The following is a 15,301-nucleotide window of genomic DNA, read 5'->3' as shown; positions in this document are numbered from 1 at the left end:
GGCGCCGCCCTTTTATTTCAGTGGCGCGATGCGCGGGCCGCGCCGATCCCTGTCTCGGCCTGGACGCGCTGCGCGGGATACCCGGCACGGTCCACCGCGGCGCGGCCGCTGCGGTCGGCGCGAGAGACAAGCCAGATCGTCGCGAAGGCGATCGTCATCGAGAACAGCGCCGGGGAGCTGTACGGGAAGATCGCCTCGGCATTGCCGATCACGCTGACCCAGATCGCCGGTGACAGGATCGTCAGCACAAGCGCGGTCACGACCCCCAGGGTTCCGCCCGCAACCACGCCCTTCGTGGTGCAGCCCTTCCACAGCACCGACATCAGCAGAACGGGGAAGTTTCCGGATGCCGCGATGGAAAAGGCAAGGCTGACCATATAGGCGACGTTCTGCCTTTCAAAGGCGATGCCCAGCACGATGGCGAGCGCGGCCAGCACGGGGACGGTCCGCCGGGAAACCTTGAGCTCGGTTTCGGGGTCGGCCTGCCCGTGTTTCAGCACCGATGCGTAGATGTCGTGCGAAACGGCCGATGCACCCGACAACGTCAGGCCGGCCACGACCGCCAGGATCGTCGCAAAGGCGACCGCGCTGACGAAGCCGAGGAAGAAATCCCCTCCGATGGCGGATGAAAGATGGATCGCGGCCATGTTGCTTCCGCCCCTCAGCGTGCCATCTGGGGCGAGGAACGAAGGATCGGTCGCCACCATCGTGATCGCGCCGAAGCCGATGACGAAAGTGAGGATATAGAAATAACCGATCCATCCGGTCGCCCAGAGCACCGATTTTCGGGCCTCCTGCGCGTCGGGAACGGTGAAGAAGCGCATCAGGATGTGGGGCAGGCCGGCCGTTCCGAACATCAGCGCGAGCCCGAAGGAAATTGCCGATATCGGATCGTCGATGAAGCCGCCCGGTGCCATGATCGAAAGGCCCGATGCCGCTGCGTCGGCAGGCGAAGCGCCTTCGGCGACCGCCAGATCGCTCTTCACTTCCACGGCGCGCGCGAACATCGCTTCGGGCGAGAAGCCGAAACTCGCGAGCACCGCCAGCGCCATGAAGCTGGCGCAGCCGAGCAGGAGCACCGCCTTGATGATCTGTACCCAGGTCGTGGCGATCATGCCGCCAAACAGCACGTAGCAGGTCATCAGCACGCCGACGATCACGACGGCATAGGCATAGTCCAGTCCGAACAGCAGCTTGATGAGCTGCCCGGCGCCCACCATCTGCGCGATCAGGTAGAACGTGACCACGGCCAGCGTGCTCGCCGCCGCGAACATGCGTACCGGCGTCTGCGCGAAGCGGAAGCTCACGACATCGGCGAATGTGTAGCGCCCCAGGTTCCGCAGCCGCTCGGCCAGCAGGAACAGGATGATGGGCCAGCCCACGAGAAAACCGGTGGAATAGATGAGCCCGTCGTAGCCCGTGGCGAAGATCTGTGCGGAAATGCCCAGAAAGCTCGCCGCCGACATGTAATCGCCCGCGATTGCGAGCCCGTTCTGAAAGCCGCTGATGCCGCCGCCCGCGGTGTAGAAGTCCGAAGCCGAGGTCACGCGCCGCGCTGCCCAGCGGGTGATCCACAGCGTTCCGCCAACGAAAAGCGCGAACATGGCGATCGCCGGCCAGTTCGTCGGCTGCTGCTCGGTCTGACCTGTCAGCGCGTCTGCCAGAGCGACGGCGGGGACAAGGCAGAAAGTGAACGCCAGGGCCAGGCGTGTGGCCGGAAAGGCCCTCATGCGCCATACTCGCGCAGCAGCGCGCGCATTTCCGGATCGAAGGTCCGGTTCATGCGGACGACGTAGATGCCTGTCAGTGCGATGCCGGAGAGGATCACGGCAATACCTACCGGAATGCCCAGCGTCGTCACACCTTCGGCAATCGGGCGGGCCAGGATGTCCCGGCGGAACGCGATCAGCAGCACGTAGCCGAAATAGATGGCAAGCATGACCGCGCTGAGCAGCCATGAAAAGCGCCCCCGGCGGCGGACGAGACGCTGATATCGTGGATCGTTCGCCAGATCCGTCAGACGATTGCAGGATTGCGACCCGGCGGCATTGTCATAATTGGACATTTGTTTTCCTTATCCTCGCCCGGCAGGTTGGCTATGCGAGAGTTTGTTTTGCCGCAAGCCCCGGTTGGGGCCGGTCCTGGATTTTTTCGGGTTTTGCTGATGCGCTTGAACGGCATGGCCCGTGAATCCGCCGCGCCAGAGGCGGATATTGCCCCGGAAGAGGAGGCCTTTTCCTCGGCCGGCCGACAGGCTAGGTGCGGCCGATGTCCGATGAAATCGAACGCGAACCGACGCGGCTCTATCTGATCTCTCCACTAGAGGTGGATGGCGGCTTTCCCCGCCGGCTTGCCCGCGCGCTGGACGCCGGGCCGGTGGCGGCTTTCCAGTTCCGGGTCAAGGACGTGGACCAGCATGAGGCGGTGCGCCTTGCCGAACCTCTGCAGGCGATATGCGCCGAGCGCGAGGTGGCTTTCATCGTCAACGATTCGGTCAGCCTTGCAAGGCGCATCGGCGCCGACGGGGTCCATCTCGGACAGGAGGACGGCACGGTCGAGGAGGCGCGCAAGGTGTTGGGTCGCGATGCCCAGATCGGCGTGACCTGCCATGACAGCCGGCACCTGGCGATGGAAGCGGGTGAGGCGGGAGCGGACTATGTGGCTTTCGGCGCGTTCTTTCCGACCCTGACCAAGCAGGTGAAGCACACGGCGGGGCTCGACCTCCTCGAATGGTGGCAGGCGCTGTTCGAGATACCCTGCGTCGCCATCGGCGGGATCACGCCCGAAAACTGCGGGCCGGTGGTGCAGGCGGGGGCGGATTTCCTCGCCGTTTCCGGCGCCGTCTGGAACGGGGACGAAGTTGCCGCCGTCAGGGCATTCCACGAAACGATGGAAAAGGCTCTGGCCTAGTTTACGGCCTGGCCTTCGACCCATCGGGATCCGCGAAGCTGGGATAGGGGCCGAGCCCGATGAACAGCGTCGCACAGACCAGCATCACCGGCGCGGCGATGATCTCCAGCAGGTTATAGCTGCCGGTCACGTCGTGGACGAAGCCCGCGAAGAGGGGGCCGATGGCGGTGCCGGCCATCATCATTGAGCTGATCGTGCCGAAGATCGCGCCGAAGTTCCGAAGTCCCGCATAGCGCGAGATCAGGTAGGTGGAGATCTGAAGGCCCGCGCCCGAGGCGAAGCCGATGCACATCGCGCCAAGCAGGAGCGGCACCGAGCCGGCGAACAGGCCGATCAGCAGGAAATGCCCGAGGGCACCGACGGCAAAACCGCTGAACGGGATCAGGCTTCCCTCGACCCGGTCCAGCAGCCAGCCCACGCCGAGCTTGCCGACGAGGCCGGCAATGCCTGCCGTTGCCGCGATGTTGACCGCGTCGTCCATGGCAATGCCGTTTTCCGAGACGATGCGCACGAGATGCACCGAGACGCCTGATCCAACCATCGACATCATCAGGTTGGCGCCGGCTATCCGCAGCACGCGGCTGTCGCGCAGCGCCTGGCGGACGGTGAGGCCGGGCAGCGTTAGGGTCGCGGAAGACTTCCCGGCGCCGGTTTGCCGCGCCTTGCGCGCGCGGGCGTCGAAATAGAACGGGATCAGCAGTGCGAGCGCGAGGCCTGCCCAGCCGAGGCCGAGCCAGATATAGGCCTCGCGCCAGCCGAAGGCGGTGATCAACCGGTTGGCGGCGATGGGGGCGAAGGTCTGCCCGATCGCCACCCCGCTGAGCATGACGGCTAGGGCAAAGCTGCGCCCCCTGGTGAACACGCTGGAAATCCCCGCGCTCCAGACCGTCGATTTGATGGCCAGCGCGAAGACCCCGTAGATCACGTAGAGCGCGATCCATTGCACCATCGAACCGTCTATGAGGCTGAAGGCGGCAAAGGTGCAGCCCGACAGGGCCATGCCGGCGATCACGATCCGCCGGGTGCCGTACCTGTCCACCACCGCCCCGACGAAAGGGCCGCCAAGCATGGAGATCGCGGCGAAGATCGTCAGGCCGGAGGAAAGGGCGGTGCGGCTCCACCCGAATTCCTGTTCGAGCGGCCCCATGAATGTGCTCAGCGAATAGGTGAGAACCGTATAGAACGACATGCCCACTGTCGCCGCGAGCACCGTGGCCCAATATCGGCGCCACTCCTCGCGTGCGGTAGCAGGATCGTTCATTTGCATGGTCCCTTGCGAATCGCGAAGCGGATCAGAAATCGATCTTCGCGATCACCTCTTCGCCGAACTGGCGGGCCATGTCGCAGTATTCGCCGCGCGTTTCCGCGCAGATCGTCGCGCCGGAGGCATCGATGCCGATCGACTTCAGATGCGCGAAGTGATCGAGCGCTTCCTGCGCACTCCAACCGGCCTTCACCGAATAGGTGGAGGAAGCGATGATCCTGGGCGGCACCTCGCGGCCCACCTTGGCGCAGTGGTCCTGTATGTAGTCGATCGCGCCCTTGACGTCGTCGTCGCCTTCCATGCTGGCGGTGCGGGCGGTGTCGGTGACCGTCTTCGGCACGAAGAAGGGATGCCAGGCATCGCCCAGTTCCACCGCGCGGCGCAGCGCGCGCTTGGAATTGCCGCCGACGAGGAGCGGCGGGTGTGGCTTCTGCGCGGGCGTGGGCAGCACGCGGTTGCCGAGCGCGGTGTAGCCGGTGCCTTCGAAAGTGAAGTCCTCGCCCGTCCAGGCCAGTTTCATCGCCTTGATGTATTCGTCCATCAGGTCGTTGCGGATGTCGAAATCGACGCCCAGCGCCTTGTACTCGGCCTTGAGGTAGCCTGCGCCCATGCCGAGGATCACGCGTCCGCCGGTGAAGTGGTCAAGGCTGGAAACCGCGCGCGCAGTGATGAAGGGGTTGCGATAGGGCAGGACGATGATGTTGGTCTGCAGCCGCAGCTTGGTCGTCACCGCGCCCAGCATCGAGAGCATGACGAAAGGATCCTGCGCATAGTGCCCGCCGCTGTCGAGCCAGCGGGCGGAAGGGACCGGATGGTCGGTTACCGAGCCGGCATAAAAGCCCGCATCCTCCACCGCGCGGGCGATCTCGTGGAGCGCCTGCATCGAGACGAATTCCTCGGCCCGGTGGACGTGATCGAAAGGCAGGCTGGTGCTCAGGGTAAAGGTCATGGTCTGGCTTTCTTGATATCGGGATGGCCGGTCAGTCGATGACTTCGGGGGGAAGGATCCAGGTCTCGTTACGGTCGCGGACCCAGCCGCTCGATGCCCAGGTGCCGCCATCGACGGGTATGATCGTGCCGTTGACGTAGCTCGCCATGGGCGAAGCGAGGAACACCGCGACGCGGCCGCACTCCTCGTCGATCCCCGCGCGGCCGGCGGGGATGCGGCGGCGCACGGCGTCCATTTGCGCCTCACTGGGCTGGTACCACTTGCTCTCGTCCACCGGGCCGGTGAACTGGCCGCGTGTGCCGGGTGTGATCGTGTAGTCGGGGGCGATCGCGTTCACGCGGATGCCGTGTTCGCCGAGTTCCAGCGCCAGCGTGCGGGTGAGGTTGTTCACGCCCGCCTTGCAGGCCGCGTAAACGGCGTAGCCCGGTGCTGCGCGCGAGGCCTCGATGCTCGTGACATTGATGATCGAACCGCCGCGTCCGCCCTCGATCATCACCGGCACTGCCGCCTGCGTCGCGGCGAGATTGCTGACGAGATTGATGTCGATGTGGCGGCGCCAGTTCTTTTCCTTGAGGTCGAGGAAGTCGCGCCGGGTCACCCCACCGGCGTTGTTGATCAGGATGTCGAGCCGCCCGAACGTGTCCGCTGCGGTCGCAACCGCGTTCTGCAGGGTTTCGACGTCCATCACGTTGCCGGGAATGCACAGCGCCTTGCGCCCGCGTGCCGCGACCATTTCGGCGACCTGATCGCAGCGTTCCGGGACTGCTTCGATGATCGCGATGTCGGCGCCCATATCGGCCATGCACAGCGCGATCGCGCGCCCGATCCCGCCGCCGCCGCCCGTGACGAAGGCTACCCGGCCCGATAAGTCGATGTCGCTGGGTTCCAAGTTTTCTCTCCGCCTTTTCGTGCCGTATTCGACATCGGCTTTCAGCCTCGCATGCTAGCGCACAGGACTGAACACCTGGGCAGCATCAGACAAATCCGCGCGCTCGTCTATATCTTTCTCCAGTCCCGCGCTGTGGATCGTCTCCACGGTAAGGCCAAGTTTTTCCGCTTCGTTCCAATGTCTTGCGCGACTGTCCGTGCCGAAGTGGAAGGTGAACCTTGCCGCCTGAGGCAAGGGAAGGGACAGCGCGTTGGTGCCGGTTCCGTGGCGATCGGGGGCGATCCCCACCGTCTCCGCAGGCACGCTGGCAAGAAGATCGAGGTCGAGCGCGGTTACACAGGGAAGATCGCCGGCAACGACGAGAAGGCGTTCCGGTCCATCCGATGCAACTTGCGCCAGTGCCTTGCGGAGGGCAGCGTTCAGCCCCTTTCCGGCATCGGCCAGCAGCGGAATCGTTTCGTCGAGGCCGTGCCGCGAGGGGCCGACGAGAAGGACGCGCTCGATCAACCGGGCCTGCCGCGCGGCATCGACGACGTGAGCTAGCATGGCATCGACCAGGGCCTCGCGCTCGCCCTCGGAGAGCGCGCCGGCAAGCCGGCTCTTGCCCTGGCCCTTGCCCTTGATCGGTATGATGGCCCAGCAGGTCATGGCATCACGGGATCGGCGGCGCGTCCGTCAGGCTGGTGAAGCGGACCCCCGCGCCGTCGGCCTTGTAGGTCTTGTTCATGTAGATGAGGATGGACGTCAGAGCCTCGGCCGCGGCGGAGTTTGCGAGCGCGCCGCCCGAGAGGCCGCGCAGGCCCATGCCGGGGCACAGGTCGATCACCGTCTTGCGCGCATCGACGTCGTCGCTGAACACCAGCACATCGCAGTCGATCGTATGATCGCTGTCGAGGTGGTGGGCCGAGACGTTGTGGAACGCGGTCACGAGACGCACGTCGGGACCGAGGTGCTCGCGTGCCTGCATCGCCGCGCTGCCCTCGGCGGGAAGCTGCACGCGCATGACCTTGGGCGGCACCAGCGGCACGGTCGTATCGACCACCACGGCGTTGCCTACGCGGCCTTTGATGAGCCTGAGCGTATCGCCCTGCGAGGCATGGGGCACGGTGACGATGACCACGTCCTTGCCCTCGGCGGCGTCCTCGTTGGCGGCATAGCCGAGGCCGCCCAGTTCCTCCGCCGCCGCTTTCGCCTTTTCTGCCGAGCGCGAGCCGATGGTGACGGCTTGTCCTGCCTTTGCCAGCCGGCGCGCAATGCCCTTGCCGAGCGCTCCGGTTCCGCCGATTACCGCGATTGAGGCCATCTGTTCTGTCTCCCGGGAATTCCTGGTTGCGTCATGTCGTCATTTGCCGATAGCGGCGCTGAACAGTGGAGGAGAGGCCGAACATGATCAACCGAGGTGACGGCGACGCATGACCCGCATTCCAGAACTTTCCGTGCGTCCGCTCGCCGGATTGCCCATGTTCGCCCCCGAAATGTCGATCGCGCAAGAGATTTGCAATCTTGTCGGTGCGCAAGGGGACGCCCTACGCGACGACGATATCTGCGTGATCGCGCAGAAGATCGTTTCCAAAACGGAAGGCCGCGCTCTTGATCTGGCTTCAGTGACGGCCGGAGGGGATGCCGTGAAAATGGCCGCCGCCGCGCGGCGCGAACCGGCGGTCATGCAGGCGATCCTCGACGAAAGCAGCGAGATCCTGCGCGCGACACCCGCCGCGATCATAGCCCGCCACCGCACCGGTCATGTGCTCGCCAATGCCGGTATCGACGCCTCGAACATAGAGGGCGGGGATGCGGGCACCGTGCTGCGCTGGCCGATTGATCCCGATGCCTCCGCGCGTGCCATTCGGCAGTCGTTGCAGGAGATCGCAGGCGTGAGGCTCGCGGTGGTGATCGCCGATTCCATGGGAAGGGCCTGGCGCGTCGGGACGGTGGGAACGGCGATCGGCTGCGCCGGGTTGACCGTGGTGGAAGATCGCCGGGGCAAGGCCGTCGACCTCTACGGCCGCACCTTGCAGGCGACCATGATCGCGGTCGCGGATTCGATCGCGGCGATGGCCGCGCTGGCGATGGGCGAGGGCAACGAAGGCACGCCCGTGGCGCTGGTGCGCGGCGGGGGGCGCTGGGTCACCGACGAGGACAGCGCGGGCGCGGCGAGCGGGCTGCGGCCGATTGAACAGGATATGTTCCGATGAGCGGCAAACACGTTCTTGCCCTCAGCGGCGGCGTCGGCGGCGCAAAGCTGGCGGCAGGCCTTGCCGCCGTGCTCGCGCCGGAAGACCTGACGGTGGTCGTCAACACCGCAGACGATTTCGAGCATCTTGGTCTAACCATCTGTCCTGACATCGATTCAGTCACTTATGCGCTGGCCGGACTCAATGACGCGCAGCGCGGCTGGGGGGTAAAGGACGAGACGTGGCAGGCGATGGCCATGCTGGGCGCGCTGGGCGAGGCGGACTGGTTCAACCTGGGGGACCGCGACCTGGGCATGCACATCGCCCGAAGCTGGCGGCTGCGCGAGGGGGAGAGCCTCTCGTCCGTAACCGCCCGGTTGACCCGGGAATTGGGTATCGTGACCGCGATAGTTCCCATGAGCGACGCCCCTGTGCGCACCCAGGTTCGCACGGCCGAGGGCTGGCTGGACTTCCAGCGCTATTTCGTGGCCGAGCAATGCCGGCCGGTCGCGACGGCGATCCGCTTCAAGGGCGTTCCGGGCGCCCCGCCGTCGCCGCGCTTCGCCGAGGCCCTGGCGCGCGAGGATTTGGCCGCGATCGTCGTTTGCCCCTCGAATCCGTACCTCAGCGTCGATCCGATCCTTGCCGTCGACGGCGTCCGCGAGGCGCTGGCCGGTCGCAAGGTGCCGCTTGTCGCGGTATCGCCGCTGGTGGGGCGCGCGGCACTGAAGGGGCCGCTCGCCAAGCTTCTCGGCGAACTCGGGCAGGAGGTCGGCAACGGGGCGATTGCTGATCACTACGGCGATCTTCTCGACCATCTGATTATCGATACGGCCGATGCCGATGACGCGGAGGGCTTGCGCGCGCGCGGCCTTTGCGTCACCGTTACGGGAACAGTCATGTGCGATGCCGATGACCGGGAGCGGCTTGCGCGCGTAGCACTGTCCGCAGCCCGTATCGAAACAGGATGAAAATGGCTCGCGACGACAGGGCACTGATAACTCGACTCCTTTCCGATCCTCTAAATGACGTGCTTGCCGAAGCACGCGCGTGCCGCGATGCGCGCGGGGGAGCCGTTCCACTGGCGCGAATGACCTATTCGCCCAAGGTCTTCATTCCACTGACGCGCCTCTGCGCGGACGTGTGCCACTATTGCACCTTCGCGACGACGCCCTCGCGCGTCGACGCGCCTTTCCTCGCCGAGGATGAAGTGCTGGAAATTGCCCGAGCCGGTGCCGCCGCGGGCTGCAAGGAGGCGCTGTTCACGCTCGGCGATGCGCCCGAGCGACGCTATGCCGCCGCGCGTGAGTGGCTGGCCGAGCGCGGATTTTCCCGCACCATCGACTACGTGCGCCACTGTGCGGAACTGGTGCTGAAAGAGACGGGTCTGCTCCCGCACGTCAATGCGGGCGTGCTGGAGGAGGACGACTACCGCATGCTGCGCCCGGTCTCAGCCTCCGCCGGGCTGATGCTGGAGAGCACGTCGGAGCGCCTGCTGGAAAAGGGCATGTGCCACCACGGCTCGCCCGACAAGGTGCCGGCGGTGCGGCTTGCCTCGCTGGCAGCGGCGGGCCGGGCGCGGATGCCGATGACCAGCGGTATCCTGATCGGCATCGGCGAGACGCCCGAAGAGCGCATCGAGAGCCTGCTTGCGCTGCGCGACCTGCACCTCGAACACGGCCACCTGCAGGAAGTCATCGTCCAGAACTTCTGCCCGAAGGCGGGCACGAAGATGGCCGGAGCGCCCGAGGCCTCCGAAGCCGATTTCCTGCGCACCGTGGCGGCGGCGCGTATCGTATTGCCGGACGAGGTCTCCATCCAGGCCCCGCCCAATCTCAACGACGAACGCCTTGCCGAACTGATTGCTGCCGGCATCGACGACTGGGGAGGCATTTCGCCCGTCACGCTGGACCATGTGAATCCGGAGGCGCCCTGGCCCGAAGTCGAGCGGCTGGAGGCGATCTGCGCCCGCGCCGGCCTGCCGCTGGTCGAGCGCCTGACGATCTATCCGCGCTTCGTCGCTACCGACGACCGCTCGTGGCTCGATCCGGCGATCCGCCCTGCGGTGCTCAGGCTGGCCGATGCCGAAGGGCTGGCGCGCGACAGCCGCTGGAGTCCGGGAGTGGCCGATGGCGCGCCGGGAACGGTGCATGTCCCGCTGGGGTCACACCATGAAGGGCCGGTAGCCGCGCGGCTACACCGCATCATCGACCGGGCGGCCAGCGGAGCACAGCTCTCCGGGGACGAGATCGTCGCGCTCTTCGCGGCGCGCGGCGCGGCGGCGCGGGCGGTGGTGGAGGCAGCCGACGCGCTGCGGGCCGAAGTCAGCGGCGATACGGTGACTTATGTCGTCAACCGCAATATCAACTACACCAATATCTGCACACACGCCTGCTCGTTCTGCGCCTTTTCCAAGACCAGCATCAAGGCCGGCTTTCGCGACAAGCCTTACAACCTCGACCTGGAGGAGATCGCGCAGCGCGCGCGCGAGGCGGTCGAGCGCGGGGCGACCGAGGTCTGCCTTCAGGGCGGCATCCACCCCAGCTATACGGGCGAGACCTACCTCTCGATCCTGCGCGCGGTGAAGGATGCCTGCCCGGACCTGCACGTCCACGCCTTCTCGCCGCTGGAGGTGTCGCAGGGTGCGCGTACGCTGGACATGCCGGTGTCCGATTACCTTGCCATGCTGCGCGATGCCGGCCTCGGCTCGCTGCCGGGCACGGCGGCGGAGATCCTGTGCGACGACATCCGCGCGCAGATATGCCCGGACAAGCTGACCACGCGGGAATGGCTCGATGTCGTGGGCAGCGCACACCGCGTAGGCCTGCCGACGACGTCGACGATCATGTTCGGCCACCTCGAAGGCATCGAGCACTGGGCGCGGCATCTGCTGGCGCTGCGCGATCTGCAGCTCGATACCGGCGGGATTACCGAGTTCGTGCCGCTGCCGCTCGTCCATATGGAAGCGCCGATGTACCGGCGCGGGCAGAGCCGCAAGGGGCCGACCTGGCGCGAGGCGGTGATGATGCACGCGGTGGCGCGTCTCGCCCTCAACGGCGCGATCAACTCGATCCAGTGTTCCTGGGTGAAGCTGGGCATGGACGGCGCCGCCGCGGTGCTGGCGGCAGGCGCAAACGACCTTGGCGGCGTGTTGATGAACGAAAGCATCAGCCGCGCGGCAGGCGCGGCGCACGGGCAGGAGGTCGGCGTGGAAGAACTGCGCGCGGCGGCGGAATCGGTCGGGCGCAAGCTCAGACAGCGCACGACGCTTTACAAGGATGTCGCGCCTCTCAGAGAGATGGCCTGAAGTTCCGCTCTGAGCTTGTCTCGGGGAGGAACCGGCGCCTACATCGCCCTGATCTGGTCCCACATCGCGTCAGGCATCCAGGTGTACTCGATGTAGTGCCCGAAGACCGCGCGGGCATCGAGGTACAGGAACTTCAGGGCATCCGGATCGTCCGTTGCCGCGCGTTCCATGGCGATCGGGAACTCCTGTTGGTCGACGCGGGCGCGAAAGTCGGCCCAGTCGTCGATTCGGAAGCAGATGTGATGGAAGTGCAGCGGGCCGCCGTTCGCGAGGCAATTGGCGTAGATGCCGGCTTCGTCGATCTCGTTCTCGATCAGCTCGTATTGCAGCTCGCCGATCCAGATGAAGCAGATGCGGCCCTTCTGGCGCTTGGGGCCTTCGGGGGTCAGCACCGTCTGGTCGACGGGGATGATGATCGGTTCCCTGACGAGGCCCCGGCCCCGGAACAGGTCGATTGCCGCCTCCAGATTGTCGCAGATATAGGCATTCTGATAGTGCCGGCCTTCGAGCATGGCGTGTCTCCCATATTCCCGTCATCCCGGACTTGCTCCGGGATCGGTGGCGGTCGTTCGGCGGGGCCTCTCGGCCAAGTTGCGCGTAAACACCGCCACCGGTCCCGGCGTGCGCCGGGATGACGTTCAGCCTTCGCGCGCGATGTCGTAGCGCGAGAGGTAGCGTTCGAAGAGCGGCTCAAGCTCCGCTTTGCTCAGCCCGTACTGGGCCAGCTTGTATTCGTGCTTGCCGAACTTGTTTTGCGGGTTGTCGTCGACCCACCGCTGGATTCCCGCTTCGGCTTCGGCGGTCCACTCGTCACCCAGTTTCGCGTAGAGCTTCTTCGTTTCTCCTACGGGGTCCTCGATGAGATCGGCGTAGTGGACGTCGATGATCTTGTCCTCGCCGAACCTGTCGCGGAAGTCCATGATGCGGTTGGCATGCTCGGCGGCCTGCCAGGGATAGTCCTCGGCCAGCCATTTGGTGTCGATCCGGCCCATGTGCGCCATATGGCTCAAGGAGATGATCGAGCACAGCGAACCGGTCGCGGTGAAGGGATCGCGGTGGGTCCAGACCACGCGCGCGTCGGGATAGACCTTGAAGATCGTCTCCAGCCACAGCGCATGGCTCGGTTTCTTGACGTTCCATACACCGCCGGCATGGTGCTGGAGCACCTGCAGGAACTTCTTGTGGTACTCATAGGCGCTGGTCATGTCGCACGAGAAGATGAAGTCCTTGTAGAGCGGCAGCTTGCCCTTGGACTCGATCATCAGCGTCTTGAAATCGTGCGCCATGAAGAACACGCACTCGTTGGGATAGACGGCCGAGCCGCGATAGTACTTGCCCATCTCCGGATTGGCCTCGCGCATGGCTTTTTCCTGCGCCAGGCGGGCCTGCGCGCGCGGGTCATTGATCAGCATGTCCCCGGAGGACACGGGCGGCACCGGGTCGTCGATTTCCCATGTCAGCGGCGAACGGCGGGCGGGGTCGGCGGCGAGCAGGTTGGACATCAGCGTGGTGCCGGTGCGCGGCACACCCATGACGAAGACCGGCCTTTCGACCGGGCGATCCAGAAGCTCAGGGTTTTCACGAAGATACTGCGAGACTTTCAGGCGACCCCGGAGATAATGCAGCGTGTCAGCCGTCGCGCGGGCGAGGCCGCCTTCGGACATCCAGCTCTTCTCGATGCCCTCGTTGAACGAGGCTGTGAATGCGTCGAGCCCCTCGCGATAGGTGTCGGAGTCGAATGCGTCGATGCCGGTTTCCTTCATCGCCTGTTCGATGAGGGCGTCGGCGAGCAGTTTTTCGGCCATGAGTCCTGATCCTCTGTCCCGTGGAATACCAATCTGGCCGCCGCGCGCGGCCTGTTGCGTGCGAGATAACCCCTCCGCAGGCCCGATTGGCAATGCGGCTGACGCAGTAAAACGGGACGTTGTATAGAAATCGGGTCAGTTCTTGGACGGATGGAATGGCGCGTTCAGTGCGCGGCCCTGACGCTGCCGGAAAGTGCTGGGACTTGCTCCGACGGCGCGGCGGAAGGCAAATGTGAAGCTGGACGGTGAGGCGAAGCCCATGCGGAAGGAAATCGTCTTCACGCTTTCGCCCTCCATCAGCAAGCGCTTGGCCGCTTCCATGCGGCGTTGTTCGATGTAGTCGCCGATCGAGCATGCCCGGCTGACCCGGAACCCTCTGGTAAGCTGCCTTACTGAGAGCGAGCACAGTTGGGAAAGTTCCTTGAGCGACGGCGCGGCGAGGTCATCGGCCAGGCGTTCGTCGATCAGGCGCAGGCGCCAGCCCGCAAGACCGCCGGTGACGGGGCGCTCGGCGACTTCGTGGCAATAGCGTGCAAGCTCGATGGCAAGCTCGCCGCCGAGCAGTTCCATCATCCGCCGGGCGGCGAGGCCGGGGTGGCGGACTTCGGCGGTGATGCGGAACAGCAGGGCGCGGACATGCGCGCTGCCGATGTCCAGCGTGGCGGCAAGGCGCTGGTCGTCCCAATCCAGCGCGTGCCCGATGCCTTCGTGGACCAGGGCAGGGGCTATGTTGCAGATCAACGATGCCTGCCTGCCGCTGCCACCCTTGATGTACAGCTCTTCCCCCGGAGGCAGGAGGAAGATGTCGCCCAGCCTTTCGAAGCGGTGCGGGCCCCAGCGCTTGCGATAGCCGGCGCGCGATTGCAGCGGGCGCGGAGTGAGGCACATATTGACGTGATATCCATCCGCGGCGCTGTGCTGCGTCGCCGTGGGTTCGGGCATGTCGAAGCGGACGATCCGGGCGCTGATCCCGGGAGCCGACAATTCGGCATCGACGGTCATCGTCGGCTTCAAGGCGCCGCTGTCAGGCATCATCCGTCCTCGCAGGGGCGGGTTCGGCAAGCCGCCCGCATTGTGTCCCTGATACAATGGTTCGACCTGATATCTATGCCTCGCGGGGTTGCGGGGCAAGCCATCCGGTCCGAAACCTTGCGGACGTAACTGCGCCGCGTTCGGCGCACGATCCGGATCCGGGAGAAGCAGGATGGCCAAGGGCCTCTTCGATTGCAGTGGCAAGGTGACGGTGGTGACCGGCGGCAATGGCGGCATCGGCCTCGGGTTTGCCATGGGCGTAGCCAGGATGGGCGGCGATGTGGCGATCTGGGCGCGCAATGCCGAGAAGAACGCCAAGGCGAAGGCGGAACTCGAAGCCGCCGGCGCGCGGAAGGTGATCGCCTACCAGGTGGACGTTTCGGAAGAAGGTAACATCGTCGAAGGCTACGGCAGGGTGATGGAAGACTTCGGCCGCGTCGACTGCGTCTTTGCCAACTCCGGCGCCGCGCCCCGTTACAATTCGGTCTTCGATATGCCGGCCGAGCACTGGTATGATTTCCAGAAGACTGCGCTGCACGGCGCCTTCTTCACGCTGCGCGAAGGCGCGCGGCTGATGAAGGCGCGAGCCGAGGCGGGAGAGAAGGGCGGCAGTCTTGTGGCGTGCGGTTCGCTCTCGTTGTTCCATGGGCTGCCCGGAAAGCAGGAATATGCCGCGTCCAAATGCGCGGTGGCGGCCACCATTCGCTGTCTGGCGGTCGAGCTGGGCGAACACGGCATTCGTGCCAATGTCGTCGCGCCCGGCCTTATCATTACGCCGATGATGGGCGATCGTGGCGACGCGATAGCGCAGGCGATGGGACCGGCGATCCCGCTGAAACGCACCGGCTACCCGGCGGATTTCGAAGGCATTGGCGCCTACCTGTGCTCGGACGCGAGTTCCTTCATGACCGGCGAGACCATAACGATCGACGGCGGCTACATGGTCCGTCCGTAACGCACCGCGAGACCGG

General features: G+C 65.5%; 15 protein-coding genes. 5 read left to right on the top strand and 10 right to left on the bottom strand.

Annotated elements, in window-relative coordinates; genetic code table 11:
- Positions 1-17: 17 nt before the first annotated feature.
- Positions 18-1,730, bottom strand: coding sequence for a cation acetate symporter (locus IEX32_RS08655; protein WP_188770503.1), 1,713 nt, complete (start codon positions 1,728-1,730; stop codon positions 18-20).
- Positions 1,727-2,065, bottom strand: coding sequence for a DUF485 domain-containing protein (locus IEX32_RS08650; protein ID WP_188770501.1), 339 nt, complete (start codon positions 2,063-2,065; stop codon positions 1,727-1,729). Before IEX32_RS08650 ends, IEX32_RS08655 begins: the two co-directional genes overlap by 4 nt.
- Before the next feature lie 203 nt (positions 2,066-2,268).
- On the opposite strand from IEX32_RS08650, the gene thiE reads away from it, so the two are divergent.
- Positions 2,269-2,910: a thiamine phosphate synthase gene (thiE, locus tag IEX32_RS08645; protein WP_188770499.1), complete on the top strand. Its 642-nt coding sequence runs from the start codon at positions 2,269-2,271 to the stop codon at positions 2,908-2,910.
- Position 2,911: 1 nt separating this feature from the next.
- On the opposite strand, the gene IEX32_RS08640 is transcribed toward thiE, so the two are convergent.
- The 5 genes from IEX32_RS08640 to npdG are packed head-to-tail and all read right to left on the bottom strand — an operon-like array spanning position 2,912 to position 7,315.
- Positions 2,912-4,171 carry an MFS transporter gene (locus IEX32_RS08640; protein ID WP_188770497.1) on the bottom strand — a complete coding sequence of 420 codons (1,260 nt, stop codon included), beginning with the start codon at positions 4,169-4,171 and terminating at the stop codon, positions 2,912-2,914.
- Positions 4,172-4,202: 31 nt separating this feature from the next.
- Positions 4,203-5,123 carry an LLM class F420-dependent oxidoreductase gene (locus tag IEX32_RS08635; RefSeq protein WP_188770495.1) on the bottom strand — a complete coding sequence of 307 codons (921 nt, stop codon included), beginning with the start codon at positions 5,121-5,123 and terminating at the stop codon, positions 4,203-4,205.
- Positions 5,124-5,154: 31 nt separating this feature from the next.
- Positions 5,155-6,012 carry an SDR family NAD(P)-dependent oxidoreductase gene (locus tag IEX32_RS08630; protein WP_188770493.1) on the bottom strand — a complete coding sequence of 286 codons (858 nt, stop codon included), beginning with the start codon at positions 6,010-6,012 and terminating at the stop codon, positions 5,155-5,157.
- Positions 6,013-6,066: 54 nt separating this feature from the next.
- Positions 6,067-6,660, bottom strand: a complete 594-nt coding sequence (gene cofC / locus IEX32_RS08625; RefSeq protein WP_188770491.1) for a 2-phospho-L-lactate guanylyltransferase — start codon at positions 6,658-6,660, stop codon at positions 6,067-6,069.
- A 4-nt stretch (positions 6,661-6,664) separates the two neighbouring features.
- Entirely contained in the window at positions 6,665-7,315 is a 651-nt protein-coding gene (npdG, locus tag IEX32_RS08620; protein ID WP_188770489.1) for an NADPH-dependent F420 reductase, read from the bottom strand.
- Positions 7,316-7,424: 109 nt separating this feature from the next.
- On the opposite strand from npdG, the gene cofE reads away from it, so the two are divergent.
- Genes cofE through cofH form a run of 3 tightly spaced genes read left to right on the top strand, consistent with a single transcriptional unit; the run spans position 7,425 to position 11,493 of the window.
- The gene (cofE, locus tag IEX32_RS08615) at positions 7,425-8,207 is read left to right on the top strand and encodes a coenzyme F420-0:L-glutamate ligase (RefSeq protein ID WP_188770487.1); all 783 of its coding nucleotides are present in this window, start codon (positions 7,425-7,427) and stop codon (positions 8,205-8,207) included.
- Positions 8,204-9,157 carry a 2-phospho-L-lactate transferase gene (gene cofD / locus IEX32_RS08610; protein ID WP_188770485.1) on the top strand — a complete coding sequence of 318 codons (954 nt, stop codon included), beginning with the start codon at positions 8,204-8,206 and terminating at the stop codon, positions 9,155-9,157. The genes cofE and cofD overlap by 4 nt, the downstream gene beginning before the upstream one ends.
- Positions 9,158-9,159: 2 nt before the next feature.
- Positions 9,160-11,493, top strand: a complete 2,334-nt coding sequence (gene cofH / locus IEX32_RS08605) for a 5-amino-6-(D-ribitylamino)uracil--L-tyrosine 4-hydroxyphenyl transferase CofH (protein ID WP_188770483.1) — start codon at positions 9,160-9,162, stop codon at positions 11,491-11,493.
- A 38-nt stretch (positions 11,494-11,531) separates the two neighbouring features.
- Here cofH and IEX32_RS08600 read toward each other — a convergent pair whose 3' ends face one another.
- The 3 genes from IEX32_RS08600 to IEX32_RS08590 form a co-directional block, all read right to left on the bottom strand.
- Positions 11,532-12,005, bottom strand: a complete 474-nt coding sequence (locus IEX32_RS08600) for a VOC family protein (protein ID WP_188770481.1) — start codon at positions 12,003-12,005, stop codon at positions 11,532-11,534.
- A gap of 126 nt (positions 12,006-12,131) precedes the next feature.
- Positions 12,132-13,298 (bottom strand): sulfotransferase family protein, encoded by a 1,167-nt coding sequence (locus tag IEX32_RS08595; RefSeq protein ID WP_188770479.1) that lies wholly within the window; start codon positions 13,296-13,298, stop codon positions 12,132-12,134.
- 135 nt (positions 13,299-13,433) lie between these two features.
- Positions 13,434-14,330 (bottom strand): helix-turn-helix domain-containing protein, encoded by an 897-nt coding sequence (locus IEX32_RS08590; RefSeq protein ID WP_188770477.1) that lies wholly within the window; start codon positions 14,328-14,330, stop codon positions 13,434-13,436.
- A 172-nt stretch (positions 14,331-14,502) separates the two neighbouring features.
- Here IEX32_RS08590 and IEX32_RS08585 point away from each other — a divergent pair, with 172 nt between their 5' ends.
- The gene (locus tag IEX32_RS08585; RefSeq protein WP_188770475.1) at positions 14,503-15,285 is read left to right on the top strand and encodes an SDR family NAD(P)-dependent oxidoreductase; all 783 of its coding nucleotides are present in this window, start codon (positions 14,503-14,505) and stop codon (positions 15,283-15,285) included.
- Positions 15,286-15,301: the final 16 nt, after the last annotated feature.

This window comes from Novosphingobium endophyticum (assembly GCF_014640675.1).
GTDB lineage: Bacteria > Pseudomonadota > Alphaproteobacteria > Sphingomonadales > Sphingomonadaceae > Novosphingobium > Novosphingobium endophyticum.
Note: the sequence above shows the minus strand (reverse complement) of the source record. Positions and strands in the feature narration are given on the sequence as shown.

Bases quoted from the DNA above. Each gene is read 5' to 3' on its own strand.
- cofH (WP_188770483.1), top strand. From the start codon at position 9,160: ATGGCTCGCGACGACAGGGCACTGATAACTCGACTCCTTTCCGATCCT.
- IEX32_RS08585 (WP_188770475.1), top strand. From the start codon at position 14,503: ATGGCCAAGGGCCTCTTCGATTGCAGTGGCAAGGTGACGGTGGTGACC.
- IEX32_RS08635 (WP_188770495.1), bottom strand. From the start codon at position 5,123: ATGACCTTTACCCTGAGCACCAGCCTGCCTTTCGATCACGTCCACCGG.
- cofD (WP_188770485.1), top strand. From the start codon at position 8,204: ATGAGCGGCAAACACGTTCTTGCCCTCAGCGGCGGCGTCGGCGGCGCA.
- npdG (WP_188770489.1), bottom strand. From the start codon at position 7,315: ATGGCCTCAATCGCGGTAATCGGCGGAACCGGAGCGCTCGGCAAGGGC.
- cofE (WP_188770487.1), top strand. From the start codon at position 7,425: ATGACCCGCATTCCAGAACTTTCCGTGCGTCCGCTCGCCGGATTGCCC.
- IEX32_RS08600 (WP_188770481.1), bottom strand. From the start codon at position 12,005: ATGCTCGAAGGCCGGCACTATCAGAATGCCTATATCTGCGACAATCTG.
- IEX32_RS08590 (WP_188770477.1), bottom strand. From the start codon at position 14,330: ATGCCTGACAGCGGCGCCTTGAAGCCGACGATGACCGTCGATGCCGAA.
- IEX32_RS08640 (WP_188770497.1), bottom strand. From the start codon at position 4,171: ATGAACGATCCTGCTACCGCACGCGAGGAGTGGCGCCGATATTGGGCC.
- cofC (WP_188770491.1), bottom strand. From the start codon at position 6,660: ATGACCTGCTGGGCCATCATACCGATCAAGGGCAAGGGCCAGGGCAAG.
- thiE (WP_188770499.1), top strand. From the start codon at position 2,269: ATGTCCGATGAAATCGAACGCGAACCGACGCGGCTCTATCTGATCTCT.
- IEX32_RS08655 (WP_188770503.1), bottom strand. From the start codon at position 1,730: ATGAGGGCCTTTCCGGCCACACGCCTGGCCCTGGCGTTCACTTTCTGC.
- IEX32_RS08650 (WP_188770501.1), bottom strand. From the start codon at position 2,065: ATGTCCAATTATGACAATGCCGCCGGGTCGCAATCCTGCAATCGTCTG.
- IEX32_RS08595 (WP_188770479.1), bottom strand. From the start codon at position 13,298: ATGGCCGAAAAACTGCTCGCCGACGCCCTCATCGAACAGGCGATGAAG.